Origin of the sequence: Treponema rectale (assembly GCF_014202035.1) — a bacterium.
Classification (GTDB): domain Bacteria; phylum Spirochaetota; class Spirochaetia; order Treponematales; family Treponemataceae; genus Treponema_D; species Treponema_D rectale.
The window spans coordinates 231,412-249,121 of record NZ_JACHFR010000001.1 but is presented as its reverse complement, the minus strand read 5'-3'; the positions used below and the strand labels follow the sequence as shown (position 1 = coordinate 249,121).

Sequence of the window (17,710 nt, the reverse complement as noted above, 5' to 3'; positions counted from 1 at the left end):
TACTCCTTATAAAGCCTCTGGCCTGTTCATAAATTTTACGGAAAACTTTTTAAGCTCAGAAATCCTTTTCCGTACTCCCGAAACTGACATGGAAACCTGCTCTGCCGTTTCTTCCAGGGTCAGTCCGTCAACAAAATGCAAAGATGCAATAAGCGAATCCTTTACATCACGACCTGAAAAAATCCGTTCCAGAATTACTCCTGCCTCAACTTTCTGAAATTCTTTTTCAGCAAAATCATCTGCCATAACTTCCGCAACCGCATCCAGATCAAAGCCCTGCCTTAATCTGTCAGAACGGATTTTGTTAAGGCAAACCCTTGTTGCAGTTACATAAAACAGACTTGCACAAAGCTGCTTTATGGGAGTCCGGCTTTCCATCAGGCGTACAAATACATCCTGCATGGCATCCAGAGCTTTTTCTTCGTCCTTTAGGATGGAACGGCACCGCCTCAATACCATCGGAGCATACTTTTCATACACCCCGGCAAAGTCACTGTTTGTCAACGTTTTCATCTCTGATTAAATAACCCCGTCTCTATATATATGACACCCGAATAAGAATAAAATGTTACTTTTTTTTAATGCCAATACTTAAAATAATATTAAGTTTTATAACAGATTCTGTCAAAGGAAAACCCGGAACATTCAAAATTCCATTTGACTTATAGAAAATCACAGCATATAATTATAGAAATAATATAACCCCTCGGGAGGCCAAAATTGGCAAAAGTAGAACTCAAGGGTATTGGTAAAATCTATGACGGTGGAGTTCATGCCGTTCAGAATGCCAATATCACTATTGAAGACAAGGACTTCTGTGTATTCGTAGGTCCTTCAGGATGCGGTAAGTCAACAACTCTCCGCATGATTGCCGGTCTGGAAGAAATCTCTGAAGGTGAACTTCTCATCGACGGTGAACTCATGAACGATGTTCCTCCAAAGGACAGAAACATCGCCATGGTATTCCAGAACTACGCTCTTTACCCTCACATGACTGTTTACGACAACATGGCATTCGGTCTTAAAATCCGCAAGATGGACAAGGCAGAAATCCGCCGTCGCGTTGACGAAGCAGCAACTTCACTCGGTCTTACACAGTACCTTGACCGCAAACCGAAGGCACTTTCCGGTGGACAGCGCCAGCGTGTTGCAGTAGGTCGTGCAATCGTTCGTAACCCTAAAGTATTCCTTTTCGACGAGCCTCTTTCTAACCTTGATGCAAAGCTCCGCGTTACAATGCGTGGTGAAATTGCAGCACTTCACCAGAGACTCCAGGCTACAATGATTTACGTAACCCATGACCAGATTGAAGCTATGACTATGGGTACAAAAATCGTTGTTATGAAGGACGGTCACGTTCAGCAGATCGGTGAACCACTGTTCCTTTACAACCATCCTATCAACAAATTCGTTGCAGGATTCATCGGTTCGCCGCCAATGAACTTCCTCACAGTTACAATCAAAAAGAAGGGTGATGCAATCATCGCTGACGAAGGAACATTTGAACTTGTTCCTACAGCAGAACAGCAGGTTGCACTTAAGGAATACGTAGGAAAAGACGTATACTTCGGTGTTCGCCCTGAAGATCTTGCTTACGGAGATGCTCCTTTTGCAGAAAACAACATGCAGATGAAGGTTTCTAACAAGGAACCTCTTGGTGCAGAAACACACCTCTTCCTTGCTACAAAGGGACAGAACATCATCGCACGCGTTCAGGCTTCTGCAAAAGAATCATTCAAGCTGGGTGAAACAGTTAACTTCCAGCCTGCAATGAACAGATGTAAATTCTTTGTCAAGAATCCTGAAGATCTTGATGCAGAACTTAACATCTGTGAAAGAATCGAAGCTCCATGGCTTGTAAATGCACTTACAGGTGAAGTTGGTTACAAGAAGGACGAAGGCTTTATCGCTGACGCTTCTGCAAACGACAACATGTAATATGTGTTGATTTAAAGGCACTGTTTTGAAGACAGTGCCTTTTTTTTATTTAAAAATTAAGTTACACTTTCCTATCATGATTAAAAGTAATTCAGTTGTTGTTTATAAAAACGCTCCGGCAATCGTTACAGGAGATGCAGTAAATGGAAAATTCCCCGTAAAATTTCTTTCAGTACCGGCTACGCAGACTAAAAAAGCCGTATGGGGAGAACAGAACGTCCGTCCTAAAGATGTACTTGTTCTTCATGAAGGCCCTGCATCATCCCTTGAAAAGGTTCTGGATTTTGCTGAAAAAAATTCACCTTCCGAAGAACAGATTTATAACCTCAATTCCGATAACCGGCTGACTCTTCTCATAAAAGAATGCTGGGAACTTTTATCTTCAGATGATTCAACAAAAAACGAAAGCCACTCTTTTGAAGACCTTACTTCCCTCTTTTACGGAGAACTGAAGGCAGATGAATCCTGGGGGCTGTACCTTGCCCTTAAAAATACTGTTTATTTCATGCAGAACCTGAAAGACCAGATGGACGGTAAGATAACCTTTACCCCACGCTCCAGTGAAGAAATTGATTCCCTGGTAAAGAAAGCAGACGAAAAAGGCCATGAAGCTGAAATAAGGGCTGAGTTTATTACAAGATTAAAGAAACATGAACTGCTTCCGGAAGATTCTAAATTTATGGGAGACGTGGAAGCTCTTGCACTGGGCAAAACAGATAAATCAAGAACCATGCATGATGCCCACATGAAAGAAACTCCTGAAAAAGCACATAAACTTTTACTTGATACGGGACTCTGGAAAATTACCCGCAATCCTCATCCACTGCGCTGGGGCCTTTCAATGCATTCGGCTTCAGAATGTTTAAGTGCACCTCCGGAAGAAGAAAGGGTTAAAGTTGAAGGCATTTCCTATGCAATAGATGATGAATGGTCTTCAGATCCTGATGATGCAGTAGCCTTTGACGGAACCTACCTCTGGGTACACATTGCAGACCCTGCAAGTTCCATACTTCCTGAAAGTACGATTGACAGAAGTGCCAGATCCCGCGGTTCAACCCTTTACATTCCTGAAGGAGCAGCCCGAATGCTTGCAGAAGGAAGTCTGGCTGACTATGCTCTGGGACTAAATGAAATAAGCAGGGCTCTTTCATTCCGGATAAAGCTGTCTGAAAACGGCGACGTAGAAGAATGTACCGTAATGAAAACCATTGTCGACGTAAAAAGGCTTACTTACAAACAGGCTGATGAACAGAAAGACAGTGCTGAACTGAAACCTCTCTTTGAAATTGCAAGAAAAAATGCAGAAAGAAGAGCTAAAGCAGGTGCTGTTCAGATTAACATGCCGGAAGTTCACCTCAGCGTAGATCCTGAAACAAAAACAGTATCCATCAGAGCTGTAAATCATTTTGAAAGCGGAGAAATGATCAGAGAAATGATGCTTTTAGCCGGAGAAGGTGCTGCAAAATTTGCATTTAAGAATAACATTCCATTCCCCTATGTAAGTCAGGATGCCCCGGACATTCCTTCAGAAATACCGGAAGGACTTGCCGGTCAGTACCGTTTGCGCCGCTGCATGAAGCGAAGAAGCGTCGGCGTTACTCCTGCAATGCACTGTGGTCTGGGGCTTAACATGTACACCCAGGTTACAAGCCCCCTGCGCCGTTACGGAGACCTTATCGCCCATGAACAGCTCAGAGCCTTTCTTGACGGACGACCCCTTATTGATAAAGACACCATGCTCATGCGGGTAAGTGAAGGAGATGCTGCAATGCAGGCTGCAAAAAAAGCCGAACGCAAAAGCAACACCCACTGGACTCTCGTTTACCTGCTCCAGAATCCTGAATGGACAGGAGAAGCTGTCTGTCTGGATAAAAGTCAGAAGGTTCCTCTCTTTTCTATTCCTGAGCTTGGAACGGAAGCCTACATAATGCCGTCAAAAGAAACAGAGCTTAATGAGAAAATCCGCGTAAAGGCTGCAAACATCAATATTCCGGAACTTACTGTTGACTATATTCCTGTTGAATGAGACGTTGAATTTGAATATAATTCTTCGGGTATGATAGTAATGAAATTCGGCGGCTCCAGCGTTGCAAATGCTGAACGTATCCGCCACGTAGCAGGAATAATTCAGGCTTATAAGGATAAGCTCCCGGTTGTTGTTTTAAGTGCAATGGGAGATACCACAGATCACCTTCTTGACGCAGCAGACATGGCCGTTAAGGGAACTGTGGATATAAAAAAAGTTGAAGAACTTCATCTGGCAACAGCAAAAGAACTGGACATTGAAGTTCCGGCAATAAAAGAACTTCTTGAAGAACTTAAATTCCTTCTTACAGGAATCAGTATGCTTCATGAACTTACAAAGCGCACGAGAGATTATCTTGTATCTTTCGGAGAAAGAATGTCCGTACGCATGATGGCAGCTTACCTTTCTAAACAGGGAACTCCGGCTCAGTTTTATGACGCATGGGATATCGGAATGGTATCAGACTCAAACTACATGTCGGCAGAACTGCTGGACGATGTATGGACGACAATACCGCAGCATCTTAACGGATACAAAAACGGCAGTGATAAAAAAATTCCTATCGTTACCGGTTTTATTGCAAAAGACAAAAACGGTATCATTACCACATTAGGAAGAGGCGGTTCTGACCTTTCTGCGACAATGATCGGTGCTGCAATGCAGGCTGATGAAATTCAGACATGGAAAGACGTAGACGGAATTCTTACAACAGATCCGCGCGTAGTAAGTGAAGCACACCCTGTTCCGGAAGTTACATATGAAGAGGCTCAGGAACTTGCCATGTTCGGTGCACAGGTTCTTCATCCCCGCTCAATGATTCCATGCCGCAAGACAGGAACCCCTGTAAGAGTAAAGAATTCTTACAACATAGATTCACCTGGTTCAATTATCGTAGAAAAACATTCCGGTGAACGTCCTCTGGTAACGGCAATTACCAGCGTAAAAAATGTTGCCCTCATAGACATTCAGTCTTCCCGTATGCTCGGAGCAGCAGGTTTTCTTGCCCATGTATTCAACCAGTTCCTCAAATGGAATATTTCTGTAGACGTAATTGCAACTTCTGAAGTTTCAATTTCCCTTACTGTAAACGGAAAAGTTGATCTTACAGGCCTTATTGAAGACGTAAAAAATGTTGCAGACATAACCGTAAAGACAAATAAAGCAATCGTTACAATCATCTGTGACGCTTCCCGTTCCAGCGGTATTCTGGCAAAAGCATTTGCAGCCCTTGAAAAGGAAGGAATCAATGTGCAGATGATTTCTCAGGGAGCTTCAAAAGTAAACATCAGCGTTATCGTTGATACAGCCCAGGTAGAAAAAACCGTTCAGGTACTTCATAAAGCTTTATTCTAGTTTTTGATAAAAAAAAATCCGGACTTCAACAATAAAAGTGAAGTCCGGATTTTTTTTGTCTGACGGAATCAGTCCTAGAAAAGTTTCTCTCCAAGAAGACGGGCTGCAATATTTACAGCCATAACGGCAGTTTCGTTGCGTACATCAAGAATCGGATTAACTTCTACAATTTCCATGGATTTTACAAGACCGATTGAATGCATTTCTTCCATCAGGAGAAGTGCCTCACGATAATTCATTCCTCCCGGAACAGGAACACCGGTACCAGGAGCGATGGAAGGATCCAGTGAATCCATATCAAAGCTGATGTGCACTACATCACAGCGGGTCTTAAAAAACAGCTTTACCTTTTTTACAACCTCATCAAATCCGTAGCGGTCTATGTCACTGATTGTAAAAACAGTAACCCCGGCTTCCTTCATAAGGCGTTTCTCACCTTCATCAAGATCCCTGACTCCCACATAGCAGATGTTCTTTGGATCTACTTTCCGGCCCTCTTCATAAAGATTTACCAGATCCTTAAGCCCGTAACCTGCACAGGCAGACATACACTCACCATGAATGTTTCCGGTAGGAGAGGTTTCATCCGTGTTAAAGTCTCCGTGGGCATCGACATAAAGTACCCCCAGACGCTTCCCCTTCTCCCTGTAAGCTGAATGAAGTCCCGCCACAGTTCCGAGAACGATGGAATGGTCTCCGCCAAGAACAAGAGGAAATTCTTCTTTTTCTACAGAATTCCTTACAACACCGGCAAGTTCAGTACATGCCTTAACTATCGGTTCCAGATATTTTGCCTTAGGGTTGGAGCCGATATCAACATTCTCCTGAGGAATGACCTCAATTGATTTTGAGTCAGTGACAACAGTGTGGCCGATACTTTCTATCTTGCGGCGCACTCCTGCCAATCGAATTGCGGAAGGTCCCATATCACTTCCGTGCCTGCGTCCGCCATAATCCAGCGGCATCTCAATAATATGAACGTTCATGGGGGCATTCTACTTAAAAGAGCCTTGTTAGTTCAAGATAATATTCATAATAATTATGACTCAGCAGTAATGAAGCTAATATAACTTAGTGGTAACTTAGTGGACAGCTGAAAAAGGTTAAAGTATACTCCCACCTATGACTGATGCAGATTTTTATAAAAACAAATCTCTTGAAGAAATGACGGAAGAAGAATGGGAAGCTTTATGCGACGGCTGCGGTAAATGCTGCCTCAGAAAATACATCACGGGGCATGGAAAAAAAGAACGGCTGCATTATACCAGGATTGCCTGCAACTTTCTTGACCTTAATACAGGAAAGTGCAGCCGGTACAACAGCCGCCTTGAACTGAATGAAGAATGCATCAGGCTTACAAAAGAAAACCTGCCTGAGTTTAAATGGCTTCCATCTACCTGCGCATACAGATTACTGTATGAAGGAAAACCTCTTCCTCCGGAACATCCGCTTATATCAAAAGACAGCTGCTCCGTCAGAAAACTTCAGGTAAAAAACCTCATCAACGAAAAAGATACAGATGAAGCTTTCTGGGAAGATTACGAAATACCTGAATGCTGATTAAGTTCATCTATCAGAAAACCCACATAAAACCAACTGAAGGTTCTATAATGTATTTTCCTAAAAGAAGTTCATCCTCATTAACTTTTGACGAATGAACGGTTCCGCCGTTTTCATAAGAATCTTCCCTGCCATACAAAGAAACGCCTGCTACCTGATAACGGATGCCAAGATTGCCATAGAATCCGAAATGATCAGAAATCTTTGTTCTTGCAAATAAGTCAAAACCGGTAGAAAAAGTAAGGTTGATGACAGAAGTTGTATAATCATGATCAACTGAAGCCACGGTCTGTGTTTCTGTAAAACCATAAACCCACATATCAAGTCCGACCATTCCCGTAATGCCTGCAAGGAAACGGTCTGTGTTTACAAAAGAATATCCTGCGCCCAGAAGATATGATTCAAAAAAGCCGATATTAGTATCTAAATCCTGAATGCTGATATCATCAGTAAGGCAGATACCAAAATTCAGGTCAGCCTTTGCAGTAAAGCCGTTTTCATGAACTCCGATATATGTTCCATGAACACCGAAAGAATTCTGTGAAATATCAGAATAATCGCTTGAATCGTAAGAGGTTAAGGACTTCTGGTAATCAAATCCTACTCCAACATTGTTAGTCCATTTTTTTGCAAATGCAGATGATCCCAGAAGAAGCACAGCAGAAATGGAAATAAAAAACTTTTTCATATAGACTCCTTACAAAAGCCCGGCGGTATCCCTGCAGTAAAATTGTAGCAATAAGCAGCCGCAGGCTTTAAATGCAGACTGCTCCTGATAAAAAAAGCTCCTGATGTATTTTTATCACGCGCCCTGATTTGCTGAATACTTAATTAAAAACTCATCAGCAGGAAGAGGTTTTGCAAAATAGAAGCCCTGCAGGTAGTCACAACCTATTTTTTTCATAGCCTCCGCCATGTCTTCGTTTTCAATACCTTCAGCAGTTACGGTAAAATTCATCTGCTTAAAGGTCTGCACCAGTGTCGGAAGAATTTTATCCTGTTCCCTGAAATAATCCCAGACAAGTTCCATATCAAGCTTTACATTGACAAAAGGACACCTTTTCAGTCTCGTAACGTTTGAATAACCGGAACCATAATCATCCAGGACAAACTGAAATCCCGATTTTTTCATAGCCAGTATCTGCTTCAGCAGAAGAGCATAATCAATCATCGATTCTTCAGTTATTTCAAGATGTACCATTCTTGCAGGAATCTTAAACTTTTTCAATATTGAAGTAAACCTTTCGTTTAAATCCATTCTAAAAAACTGAATAGGCGAAAGATTAACGTTTATCCAGGATAATCCCATAGCCTGCATATCATTGTCCCTGATAAACCGGCAGGCTTTTTCAAACATCTGTTCACCGAGAATATTTATCCGGCCATTACGCTCTGCAATGGGAATAAACTCTGCCGGAGGAATCAATTCTCCTTTAGAATTTCTTATTCGGGCAAGCGCTTCCGCCCCCACAAGTTTATGGGTGTTAACATCCACCAGCGGCTGTAAAAAAAGCTCCACTGCATCATTTTCCACTGCCCTTTCTACGGCACGCTTTACTTCTTTTTTTCCTTCAATAGATTTTATTGTTTCTTCCGTTACATAAACAGAAGCACCGCTTACCTTATCCATGCTGCTTAACGCAGTAATAAGACCGTTTACTGCTTTCTCCGGTTCAGAAAAAGAAACCTCGGGGCTTAAGCGCGCAAAATCTATCTCAAGATATACGTCAGTATCATCATCTGCACTCCACCCGTCTAAAAACCTCCGGGATACCTGACTGCAGAAATCATCAGCAGCAATACTGGAAGAAACATTTATTATGATGAATCTTCCGCTGCGTACATAAAATGTCAGAAGATTCTGATATTTTTTTGTAAGAAAATCTCCTATCTGGGAAATTGCATTATCCATCTGAGAACCACCGTAAATTTCCCGCAGTTCATTATAATTATGAATTGCAAAACCTACTGCAAAGGAATTCTTCGTCACTTTCAGTTCCCTTAACAGATCGTTAAGCGAGCTGGTATTAAAGGTTCCGCTTTTTTCTTCCAGATAAAAATCCGGATTTTCATAAGACAGATAAATAATTATTATGGCAACAAGGCAGAAGAGATCCATTATGAGGAAGTTTGAAAAAATTATTCTCATAACATAACCTGCAAAAACTATCAGGTTAAAGACCAGGGCCGTATAGAAATTTACTCTGGAAACTTTTTTACTTTTATAAAAGATAATCACAAGGGAAACCATTATAAAATAAAAGCAGCTTACATAAATTACGTTATAAGTTGACGCCCTTGAATATATAATACTGTCTGAAAGTTCAAAAACAGTGGGAAAAAACACATTCAGCAGTACAAAAAATTCCGACAAAGCAAAAACAAAAAAAGAAATCACCTGGAGTGGTCTTATACATTCAATCCGGACCTGCATTAAGTCACAGGTACACATAAAAAAGCACAGGCTTCTGAGAATAAAAAAAACAAAGAATAAAATATTAAGTATTTTTACAACTGCAAAAGAAGAAGAAGCTCCGTGTTCTATACTTAAAGATGCCAGAACATCTGCCACAAGTACAATAAGTTCAAGGACAAGAATATTAAGGAAACTTTTATTAACCCTTATCGGGACACGTTTCTTTGAGAGATAGAAAAAAAAGAACACAAGAAGTACAATAAAATCAGGAACCACGTAATTATAATTCCACACTGGATTTCCCCCTGAAGAATATAAAAAGGCAAGACGCAGAAAACTTTATTAATACATCATTCACTTTGTAACTGTTTTTAAATTATGAAGCATAAAATACGAATTTACAAGGAAAGATTAAAAAAACATCATTTACGTTGTAAACAGCTGCTTAAAATGATAAAATACAGGTATGAAAGTTGTAAAACTAGCTGCAGCAGCACTTTTTCTTTCCATAATCACTGCTGCACGCATATCAGCAGACAGCGGTTACTTTACGGGTAACGGCGGATCAGACAAAAAAGTCCTCATTTATGATTCAACCCTTCTGAACGGTAAATCAGATAAAAGTGATCAATGGATTCCAATAAAAATAAAAGCAGACATAATAAATGACCTTAACAGTTACTCAAACATTCAGATTATAGATGCTGAACAGACGGAAACGATCCGTAAAATTCAGCGTCAGTATGAAAGTTCTGAATATTCATCAGAAAATCCTGTGGAATTGGGCAAATCCATTCAGGCAAAATACTACATTACCCTCAGCACAACCAGAGATAAAGACACCTACAGCCTTTCTGCAACTATTTTCAGCATAGAAACACGCAAATCAGAAGGCGGATACACTTCTCCGTTCTACTCTCAGACGGACTACATTACAAAAGTTCACGGCACTGCTGCAGTAAAGCTTCTTTCCGACCTGGGAGTAAACCTTACTTCTGCCGGAAAACGCCTCATTCAGATAGGCTCGCTTACAGAAACAAATTCCGCTTCTGAAAACGAAATGAAAGAAAACCTTTCTGCAATTACAGCAGAACTTGAACGCATTTCAAAAGAAGAAAACAGTCTGTCCGGAACAAAACTCACAGACCTTGAACTGGAAGCAGAACGCACCAGGATCGAAACACAGAAAGCTGTACTTGAACGGCAGCAGGCTGCTGAAAAAGAAAAGCTCCAGCGGCTTCAGGAAGATGCCAAGCGTGAGCAGGAAGAAGAAATTGCAAAGATGGACCGCGATGCAAAACAGCAGCAGGAAATTCTTAAGATTTCAAATGAAGTAGAACAGAAGGCAATGGAAATCCGCAATAAAAAAATTGACGGACTTACTGCCCGTGAATATGTGGAACTTATAGAAGCAGAAAAGCAGACTCTTTACGCCAACGAAAAATCTGTAAACGACGCTGTTGCTGCCTACAATAAAAACCTTAAGGCAGAATACGATAAAAAAATAGAAGCAAGAAAAAACCGTCCTCTCCAGACAGCAGAAAAAGATGCTGACGGAAAACGCTCGGAACTTTCCCAGGCCCGTCTTGACGCTGACATTCAGGCCCTTCAGAATGAATATGAAGAAAAAGCCGTAGAAAACTCTACGGAACTGAACAAAAGCATTATGGATGTTCAGAATCAGTTGAGAAAAAAAATCAGTTCTGACATTTCAAAGATGGAATCAAAGGAATTTAAATCCGGCTCCCTTACAGACAGCAGCATATACTTCCGTGTAGACAACTATGACGGTAATGCAGGCGGATGGCATTACACCCTTGTATTTGCATTCAGCGGAAAAACAATTCATACAGCAACAGACCTCATTACCTACAAGGAAATAACCGGCAAGGACATTCCTGAAGCTCCTAAGGCAGGGGACAAGAATTTTGAAAAGAAAAACCGGCTTGTTCAGGAATATTTCGACACAGTAGATACCTATGACAGTTTTTTCAGAATGAACATTCCGTACATTGAGGCAATCATCACTTACAAAATCGCTTCCGAAAGGTATACAAAACCTTCTGCCTATCAGGTTAAGATTACGAAAATCGAACTTAAAAACGTAAGCAACTCTAAAACAATCAAAAGCATTAACTCTACTGTAAAAGCAGGATACAATTATACTCCTGCCTGTAAAGTTGACTGGCGTACCAAGTCAGAACAGGAAGCCGACATCAAAAAAGAAGCCCGGGCAAAATTTGAAGAAGAGAAAAAAACAGAAAAGAGCGGCTCAAAAAAGAAAAAGGAAAAGTCAGAATCAAAAGCCTCTTCAACAGATTCTGCATATACAGGTTTTCAGGATGACAGAGACACCTTCAGTGCATTCTACAGCAACGGCATGGCAGTTCCTGGAAACATCAGCCTCATCATGAATCAGGAAGAAGCTTACCTTACAATCGGATATACTTTTACAGTAGGACTGACAAAGAATATATTCATCGGTGCAAACTTTGACTTTGGTGCAGGGGGTGACCGCAAGACTCTGGAATCAAACACAGAGAATTCTTCTTACTACAACAGCGCAGAAACAGCTGAAGAACTTGATTTTTACTATGACGTTACGGGAATGGTGGGAACAAGTTTCAACCTTCTGAAATATGTCAGGATAAGCGGCTGGCTTGAAGGCGGTGCCATTTGTAATAAAGCAGGCTGCGGAATGGGAGCCAGTCTTGAACTTTACACTCCTTCCAGCGGCGGTGCATTTGTCAGTGCTACGGCATTGTGTACGAAAGAAAAAATACTGGGAAAATTTACATTAGGTTATGAACTCTGCTTCTAGTTTCTGCTTCCGTAATATAATACTGTCATCAGCAGCATCCCTGTTCTTATTGTCCTGCGCCTCTACATCCGGAACGGAAGAAGTTGTTTTTAAAACTTCAGATACATTATTTGACGGTACAAACAACATAACGCTTACATTTGCCGGAGACATAATGGCCCACAAGCCTAACTGGAACATCAGCAATTTTGATGAAGTTTATGAGGACATAAAAGATTTTCTTCTCCAAAGCGATGCAGCCTTCGTAAATCTTGAAACACCGGTTACAGACTCACTGCCCTATTCCAGTTATCCCGCTTTTAACGTTCATCATCAGTATGCCGATGCAGCGGTAAAAGCAGGCTTTAACGTATTTTCTTTATGCAACAACCACACTAATGATCAGGAACTGGAAGGAATTAAAGCAACAAAAAAATACTTTGACGAAAAAAGAACCGCTACAGCCGGAAGTTCCCGTCCGGTATATTCTTCAGGGGTAAAGGACTCTCCTTCTTCTCCGTTTACTTTTGAAACAATAAACATACGGGACTGGAAAATTGTATATCTTGCAGTTACAGAACTTCTTAACAAACCGAATTATAATTCTTACATAAATTACATAAAAACAGATTCAAAAAGCCGTGAAAATTTTATTGAACTTGTAAAGAAAATCCGCGAAGAAAATCCCTGTGATTTATTCATACTAAGTTTTCATACTGCAGAAGAAGAATACGTACTTACAACAAAAAAATCACAAAGAAGTTTTTATAAAAAGCTTCTGGATGCCGGCGTTGACATTATAAATGCTAATCATCCCCATGTTCCAAAGGAATGGGAACTCTACCGTTCAAAAGAAGGAGCATCTGATAAAATAATTTTTTATTCACAGGGCAATACCATCAGTGCGCAGAGAACTTCTCCAAGCTATGATGCTCCGGACACTATAAGGGACTACACCGGAGAAGGTTTTATAACTCAGGTAAAATTTGAAAAACTTATTAATGACGGAAAACCAATAGTAAAAGTTGTACAGGTTCATCCTGTACTTATCACAACATACATTACAAACCAGTGGCATTTTGTAATAAAAAAACTTGATGATTCTTTTATTGAAGAATTAAAAAAGCAGGGAAAGAAAACCTGGTCAGCCTACCTGCACAAACGAATGCTGCTGATGGAAAAAATAAAAGGAAAATTAATATGGGAATAAACTACAAAAAACTCCCGGTCTATGAACAGAAAGACCGCATTCTTGAAACATTAAAAACAAATCAGGTTATTGTCGTACAAAGCCCGACCGGGTCCGGAAAAACAACACAGCTTCCTGTAATACTCCACGAAGCCGGCTACTCAGAAAATGGTATTATTGCCGTAACCCAACCGCGGCGAATTGCAGCTTTAAGCGTAAGTGAATTTATCTCAAAACAGTTAAAGACTTCTTATCCGGGACTTGTCGGATACAAAATGAGGTTTGAAGATAAAACTGACTCAACTACAAAAATAAAAATCATGACGGACGGAATCCTCCTTCAGGAAATGAAACTTGATCCGTGGATGAGTAAATACTCTGTCATCATGGTTGATGAAGCTCATGAGAGAAGCCTTAACATTGATTTTGTTCTCGGTCTCCTTAAACGCGTACTGGCTGTAAGAAAAGACTTCAAGGTAATAGTAAGTTCTGCGACAATGAACGCTGAAGCCTTCAGCAGATATTTTAACAACTGCCCGATCGTAACGATAGAAACTCAGGTATTTCCTGTTGCCATGGTATATGATCCGCCTCTTATAAAAGCAAGTACAATCAATGAGGAAGCAGAAGAAGCCCTGCTTCAAAAAATTGAATCTACGATTGACCGTGTCCTGGATAATAAAGAAAACGGAGACATTCTTGTTTTCCTTCCGGGAGAAAAAGTTATTAAAGACTGCATGCAGAAACTTGAAGCAGCACATTTTCATTCAAAGATTCATATAGTTCCCCTTTACGGACGGCTTCCTAAAGAAGAACAGGAAAAAGTCTTTGACAGCGCACCTTTCGGTAAAAAGAAAGTCGTTCTCAGTACAAATATTGCAGAAACCTCCGTTACGATTAACGGAATTACAACTGTAATCGACTCAGGTCTTGCAAAACTCAATTTTTATTCACCACGGACTTTTACTTCAAGCCTTATTGAATGTCCTGTAAGCAAGGCAAGCTGCAACCAGCGCCGGGGACGTGCCGGCCGTACACAGGAAGGAACCTGCTACCGTCTTTACCAAAAATCGGAATTTGAAAGCAGGCCGGAATATACAACTGAAGAAATTTACAGAACAGACTTAAGTGAAGTTGTCCTCAGAATGTCTGAACTTGGAATTACAGACTTTGATAAATTTGATTTTATTTCTCCTCCTCAGCACGAAGACCTTATGGGAGCAGTAAACACACTGAACATGCTGGGAGCACTTGAACAGGACGGAACCTTAAGCCGCATCGGAAAACTCATGGTTGAATTTCCTCTTGAACCAAGAGTAAGCCGTATCATCGTAGAAAGCCTCCTTATGTATCCTGATGTTCTGGATGAAGTTCTTATTGCAGCTGCATTCCTAAGTACACAAAATCCATTTATACTTCCAGTAGGTGAAGAAATGGATGCACGGCAGGCTCATCATGCTTTCCGTGACATACAGGGAGATTTTGTAAGCTATGTAAAGATTTACAAAACCTATACTTCCGTAAACAACAGGGAACGCTGGTGCAGGAACAATTACCTTGACGAAAAAGTCATGGCCGAAATCTTTAATGTAAAAACACAGCTGGAAGAAATTGTCGGAGACAGAATGAAAGTTCCGATTACAGGCGGCGGACAGATGGATAACTACCTGTGCTGCATTGCCAGCGGAATGATTCAGTTTGTATGCATCAGGGAAGGAAGGGAAACCTACCGTACGCTGACTGCTGATCATATTTCCATTCATCCCGGCTCTTCAATGTTCAAGACAAATCCCCTTTACATTGTTGCAGGAGAAATCGTCAAGACAAGCCGTATGTTTGCAATGAGCGTCTCACCTCTGACAAAAAATCTTATTACAAAAATAAATCCGGAACTGGAATTTAATCTTCAGCATCTCAGGGGCAAGGCTTCCCGTCAGCTTACCGGCTCCTTTGAATATTCAGGAACAAGTTTCAGGGAAGAAAACCATAAAGTCGGAAGAAGTGATTCCCGCTTTGCAAAAAAACTGGAAAAGAAAAATAAAGAAAAAAATGATGATTCCGTAAGTTTTGGCGGACACATTTTTAAGATAGAAAAAGCAAAAGGAAAGAAAGTTCTTTTACTTCCATGGAATGAATTAAAAGAGGCTGCTGCTGCAGAAAAAAATGAAAACCTTCTGGCTCAGATCGGTGCAATGAAGGGCCGTGTACTGATGAATAAAAAGTTTACTCTGTTTAATAATGAAAAAGCAGAAATCATCATTAAGGCAGCAAGAATCCTTAATCTTAATCCTATTGATGAACAGGAATGGAACAGAAAGCTTAATATAAATATCAGCACGCAGGAAAATCTAGAACAGCTTATTAAAACCCTCGGCTGCATAATGCGCGTTGCAATTGCAAAAAGTTCTTCCAGGGAACTTGGTTTCATTACACTTTTTACAGACAACAGGGGAACCTTCTGGTATAAAGTATCAAGAGGCTTTCCTACTGCACTGAATGAAAGCATATCATCTCTTGAGCGCCTGATAGATGAATGCAATGCTATGGAGTTAAATGATACACAGAAAGAAAAGGTAAACGTCATATACAGACTTCTTAATTCTTTATATGAATAAACGTCCGTAAAAAAAGGCCCGTACACTGGAACAGCTTCCATATACGGACCTTATGCTTATTATGGTATTTACTTATCACTTCCTGTTATGGAATCAACACTCTCAAGAATTCGCTTTGCTTTTGCAGCATTTGCATTCTTCTTTTTAGGACGGAATTTATTCTTTTCTTTTGAATCCTTAGACTCTTTTTCTTCTTCAGTTTCTTCCGCATCCTTAGCAATATCTGCAACCATCTGCCTTAAAGAGGAATACCTTCCCTTTGCCCAGATATCAAGACCTGTTCCCTGAGTAGCAACATCAGAGTGTTCGATATAAGCCTTACAGATATCTTCAAATTCTTTTCTTCCGTACTTTGCAAATTCTTTTCCAAGGGCATACCTGAGGTTTTTGCGGAGATCATCTTTCAGTGTATCTCTTGCAACTTCTATTATTTCTTCCGTTCCTGCATGATTATTCTCAAGAAGAGCTGCTGCAACTTTTGCCCTTGCAGTATCATTCAGCTTTTTATCTTTTACAAGAGAAATCAGATATTCATTTCCCTCTTTTGTATCAAGTCTTGCAATTACAGAATAACACTTTTCTTTTACAACTTTTTCTTCAGTCTTATCCTTGCATCTGTAAACAAGATATGGAACTGCCTCTTTCATATTGCGTTCACTTACGCAGTCTACGGCTTCAAGCCTTACTTTATACTGGCCGTCCCTTAAAGCCTGCAAAATAATTTCATCAGCAGTCTTATCATGAAAATGAGAGATTCCCTTTACCACATACTGTCTGAAATTAGGATCTTTCTCTTCAAAAAGCTTTACAAGAATTTCTTCACTTTCTTCTTTTTCCATCGCACCGATTGCTTCTGCCGCATACATTCTTACAAATGCATTTTCGTCTTCGTCCTGTGCAATTTCGCTGAGCTTGTCCCATGTTTCTACAGCCTTAATCTTTCCAAGTACCCGCATAAGGGACTGACGCTGAGAAACAGAAAGGTCATCACGGTCAAGATAGCCTGCAAGAAACTGAGCTTCATCAGTTCCCCCTAATGTTCCGATTGCAGTAAGGGCTATATTAAAATAATCTTCTTCTTCCTTATCAATAAGATATATAAGTCCAGGAACAGCTTCCTTACACTCTACTTCAGCTGCATACTTAAAGCATAAGTCAACAGTATCTTTCTGAACATCATAGGGATCGTTTACAACTTCAGTGGCGTAATCACAGAGACAGGGATCCTTTAGTTTTGTAAAGTACGTAAGGATTTTATTTCTGATTGCAGGATTTTTCGTTACATAAAAAAGATCATAAATCTCATCAACAAACCGCAGGTCTTCGTTTTTTGTAAGTTCATCCAGAAGCTCGCTTATCTCTGATTCAAGACCAAACTTAAAAGTTTCCCTGCATTTTTCGATATAATCATTACCTGATTTTTTTTCGTCCCGGGATGCAGCCCTTTCTATATCTGCAGAATCAGGCTTTTTTGGCCGGCGGGAATCTGCAAACTGTTTTTCTTTTGTGTATTTGTAAGGTTCAGATTTTTTTTCTTTCTTTCCTTTCTTTTCGCTTTCAAGATAAGCCTGAACTATAGGATCTTCTTTTTTTTCAGAAACAGATGATGCCGGTGTTTCTGAATTAACTTCAGCAACAGATTCTTCCTGAACGGCACCGGCATTATCAGCAGATAAAACTGAATCTTCCGATTCTTCTGATGATTCAGGAGCCGTAAGAAGATTATCTATAGCAGGCGGAACAGTTTCAGATTCCTGAGCAAAAAAAATTCCATTTAATAAAAGAAAAGCAGTAAAAAAAATCTTCTTCATAA

At 40.5% G+C, this 17,710-nt stretch carries 12 protein-coding genes; 7 read left to right on the top strand and 5 right to left on the bottom strand.

Annotated elements, in window-relative coordinates; genetic code table 11:
• Window positions 1–6: 6 nt before the first annotated feature.
• A complete protein-coding gene (locus HNP77_RS00995; protein WP_184651298.1) occupies window positions 7–513 on the bottom strand; it encodes an RNA polymerase sigma factor in 507 nt (168 codons plus the stop codon).
• A gap of 207 nt (window positions 514–720) precedes the next feature.
• On the opposite strand from HNP77_RS00995, the gene HNP77_RS00990 reads away from it, so the two are divergent.
• From HNP77_RS00990 to HNP77_RS00980, 3 genes are all read left to right on the top strand, one after another.
• Window positions 721–1,938, top strand: a complete 1,218-nt coding sequence (locus tag HNP77_RS00990; protein WP_184651297.1) for an ABC transporter ATP-binding protein — start codon at window positions 721–723, stop codon at window positions 1,936–1,938.
• 76 nt (window positions 1,939–2,014) lie between these two features.
• Complete coding sequence (locus HNP77_RS00985; RefSeq protein ID WP_184651296.1) at window positions 2,015–3,964, top strand: ribonuclease catalytic domain-containing protein; 1,950 nt, start codon at window positions 2,015–2,017, stop codon at window positions 3,962–3,964.
• A 30-nt stretch (window positions 3,965–3,994) separates the two neighbouring features.
• A complete protein-coding gene (locus tag HNP77_RS00980) occupies window positions 3,995–5,317 on the top strand; it encodes an aspartate kinase (protein WP_184651295.1) in 1,323 nt (440 codons plus the stop codon).
• A gap of 74 nt (window positions 5,318–5,391) precedes the next feature.
• Here the strand turns inward: HNP77_RS00980 and rocF are convergent, their stop codons facing one another.
• Window positions 5,392–6,303: an arginase gene (gene rocF, locus HNP77_RS00975; protein WP_184651294.1), complete on the bottom strand. Its 912-nt coding sequence runs from the start codon at window positions 6,301–6,303 to the stop codon at window positions 5,392–5,394.
• 136 nt (window positions 6,304–6,439) lie between these two features.
• Between rocF and HNP77_RS00970 the strand changes: the two genes are divergently transcribed.
• Window positions 6,440–6,877 carry a YcgN family cysteine cluster protein gene (locus HNP77_RS00970; RefSeq protein ID WP_184651293.1) on the top strand — a complete coding sequence of 146 codons (438 nt, stop codon included), beginning with the start codon at window positions 6,440–6,442 and terminating at the stop codon, window positions 6,875–6,877.
• A gap of 13 nt (window positions 6,878–6,890) precedes the next feature.
• Here HNP77_RS00970 and HNP77_RS00965 read toward each other — a convergent pair whose 3' ends face one another.
• A complete protein-coding gene (locus HNP77_RS00965; protein ID WP_184651292.1) occupies window positions 6,891–7,565 on the bottom strand; it encodes a hypothetical protein in 675 nt (224 codons plus the stop codon).
• Between the two features lie 114 nt (window positions 7,566–7,679).
• Window positions 7,680–9,587, bottom strand: coding sequence for an EAL domain-containing protein (locus HNP77_RS12465; protein ID WP_184651291.1), 1,908 nt, complete (start codon window positions 9,585–9,587; stop codon window positions 7,680–7,682).
• A 172-nt stretch (window positions 9,588–9,759) separates the two neighbouring features.
• Between HNP77_RS12465 and HNP77_RS00955 the strand changes: the two genes are divergently transcribed.
• From HNP77_RS00955 to HNP77_RS00945, 3 genes are read left to right on the top strand one after another with little or no spacing between them, the layout of a single operon-like run.
• On the top strand, window positions 9,760–12,114 hold the full coding sequence (locus HNP77_RS00955; protein WP_184651290.1) for a coiled-coil domain-containing protein: 2,355 nt from the start codon (window positions 9,760–9,762) through the stop codon (window positions 12,112–12,114).
• Entirely contained in the window at window positions 12,098–13,303 is a 1,206-nt protein-coding gene (locus HNP77_RS00950) for a CapA family protein (protein WP_184651289.1), read from the top strand. Before HNP77_RS00955 ends, HNP77_RS00950 begins: the two co-directional genes overlap by 17 nt.
• On the top strand, window positions 13,294–15,897 hold the full coding sequence (locus HNP77_RS00945) for a helicase-related protein (protein ID WP_221266501.1): 2,604 nt from the start codon (window positions 13,294–13,296) through the stop codon (window positions 15,895–15,897). Before HNP77_RS00950 ends, HNP77_RS00945 begins: the two co-directional genes overlap by 10 nt.
• 68 nt (window positions 15,898–15,965) lie before the next feature.
• On the opposite strand, the gene HNP77_RS00940 is transcribed toward HNP77_RS00945, so the two are convergent.
• Window positions 15,966–17,708 carry a HEAT repeat domain-containing protein gene (locus HNP77_RS00940; protein ID WP_184651288.1) on the bottom strand — a complete coding sequence of 581 codons (1,743 nt, stop codon included), beginning with the start codon at window positions 17,706–17,708 and terminating at the stop codon, window positions 15,966–15,968.
• Window positions 17,709–17,710: the final 2 nt, after the last annotated feature.

What these genes read in the sequence shown, in the direction of transcription:
- HNP77_RS00945 (WP_221266501.1), top strand. Translation starts at nt 13,294, where the DNA reads ATGGGAATAAACTACAAAAAACTCCCGGTCTATGAACAGAAAGACCGC.
- HNP77_RS00970 (WP_184651293.1), top strand. Translation starts at nt 6,440, where the DNA reads ATGACTGATGCAGATTTTTATAAAAACAAATCTCTTGAAGAAATGACG.
- HNP77_RS00980 (WP_184651295.1), top strand. Translation starts at nt 3,995, where the DNA reads ATGATAGTAATGAAATTCGGCGGCTCCAGCGTTGCAAATGCTGAACGT.
- HNP77_RS00985 (WP_184651296.1), top strand. Translation starts at nt 2,015, where the DNA reads ATGATTAAAAGTAATTCAGTTGTTGTTTATAAAAACGCTCCGGCAATC.
- HNP77_RS00965 (WP_184651292.1), bottom strand. Translation starts at nt 7,565, where the DNA reads ATGAAAAAGTTTTTTATTTCCATTTCTGCTGTGCTTCTTCTGGGATCA.
- HNP77_RS00940 (WP_184651288.1), bottom strand. Translation starts at nt 17,708, where the DNA reads ATGAAGAAGATTTTTTTTACTGCTTTTCTTTTATTAAATGGAATTTTT.
- HNP77_RS00995 (WP_184651298.1), bottom strand. Translation starts at nt 513, where the DNA reads ATGAAAACGTTGACAAACAGTGACTTTGCCGGGGTGTATGAAAAGTAT.
- HNP77_RS00955 (WP_184651290.1), top strand. Translation starts at nt 9,760, where the DNA reads ATGAAAGTTGTAAAACTAGCTGCAGCAGCACTTTTTCTTTCCATAATC.
- HNP77_RS00950 (WP_184651289.1), top strand. Translation starts at nt 12,098, where the DNA reads ATGAACTCTGCTTCTAGTTTCTGCTTCCGTAATATAATACTGTCATCA.
- rocF (WP_184651294.1), bottom strand. Translation starts at nt 6,303, where the DNA reads ATGAACGTTCATATTATTGAGATGCCGCTGGATTATGGCGGACGCAGG.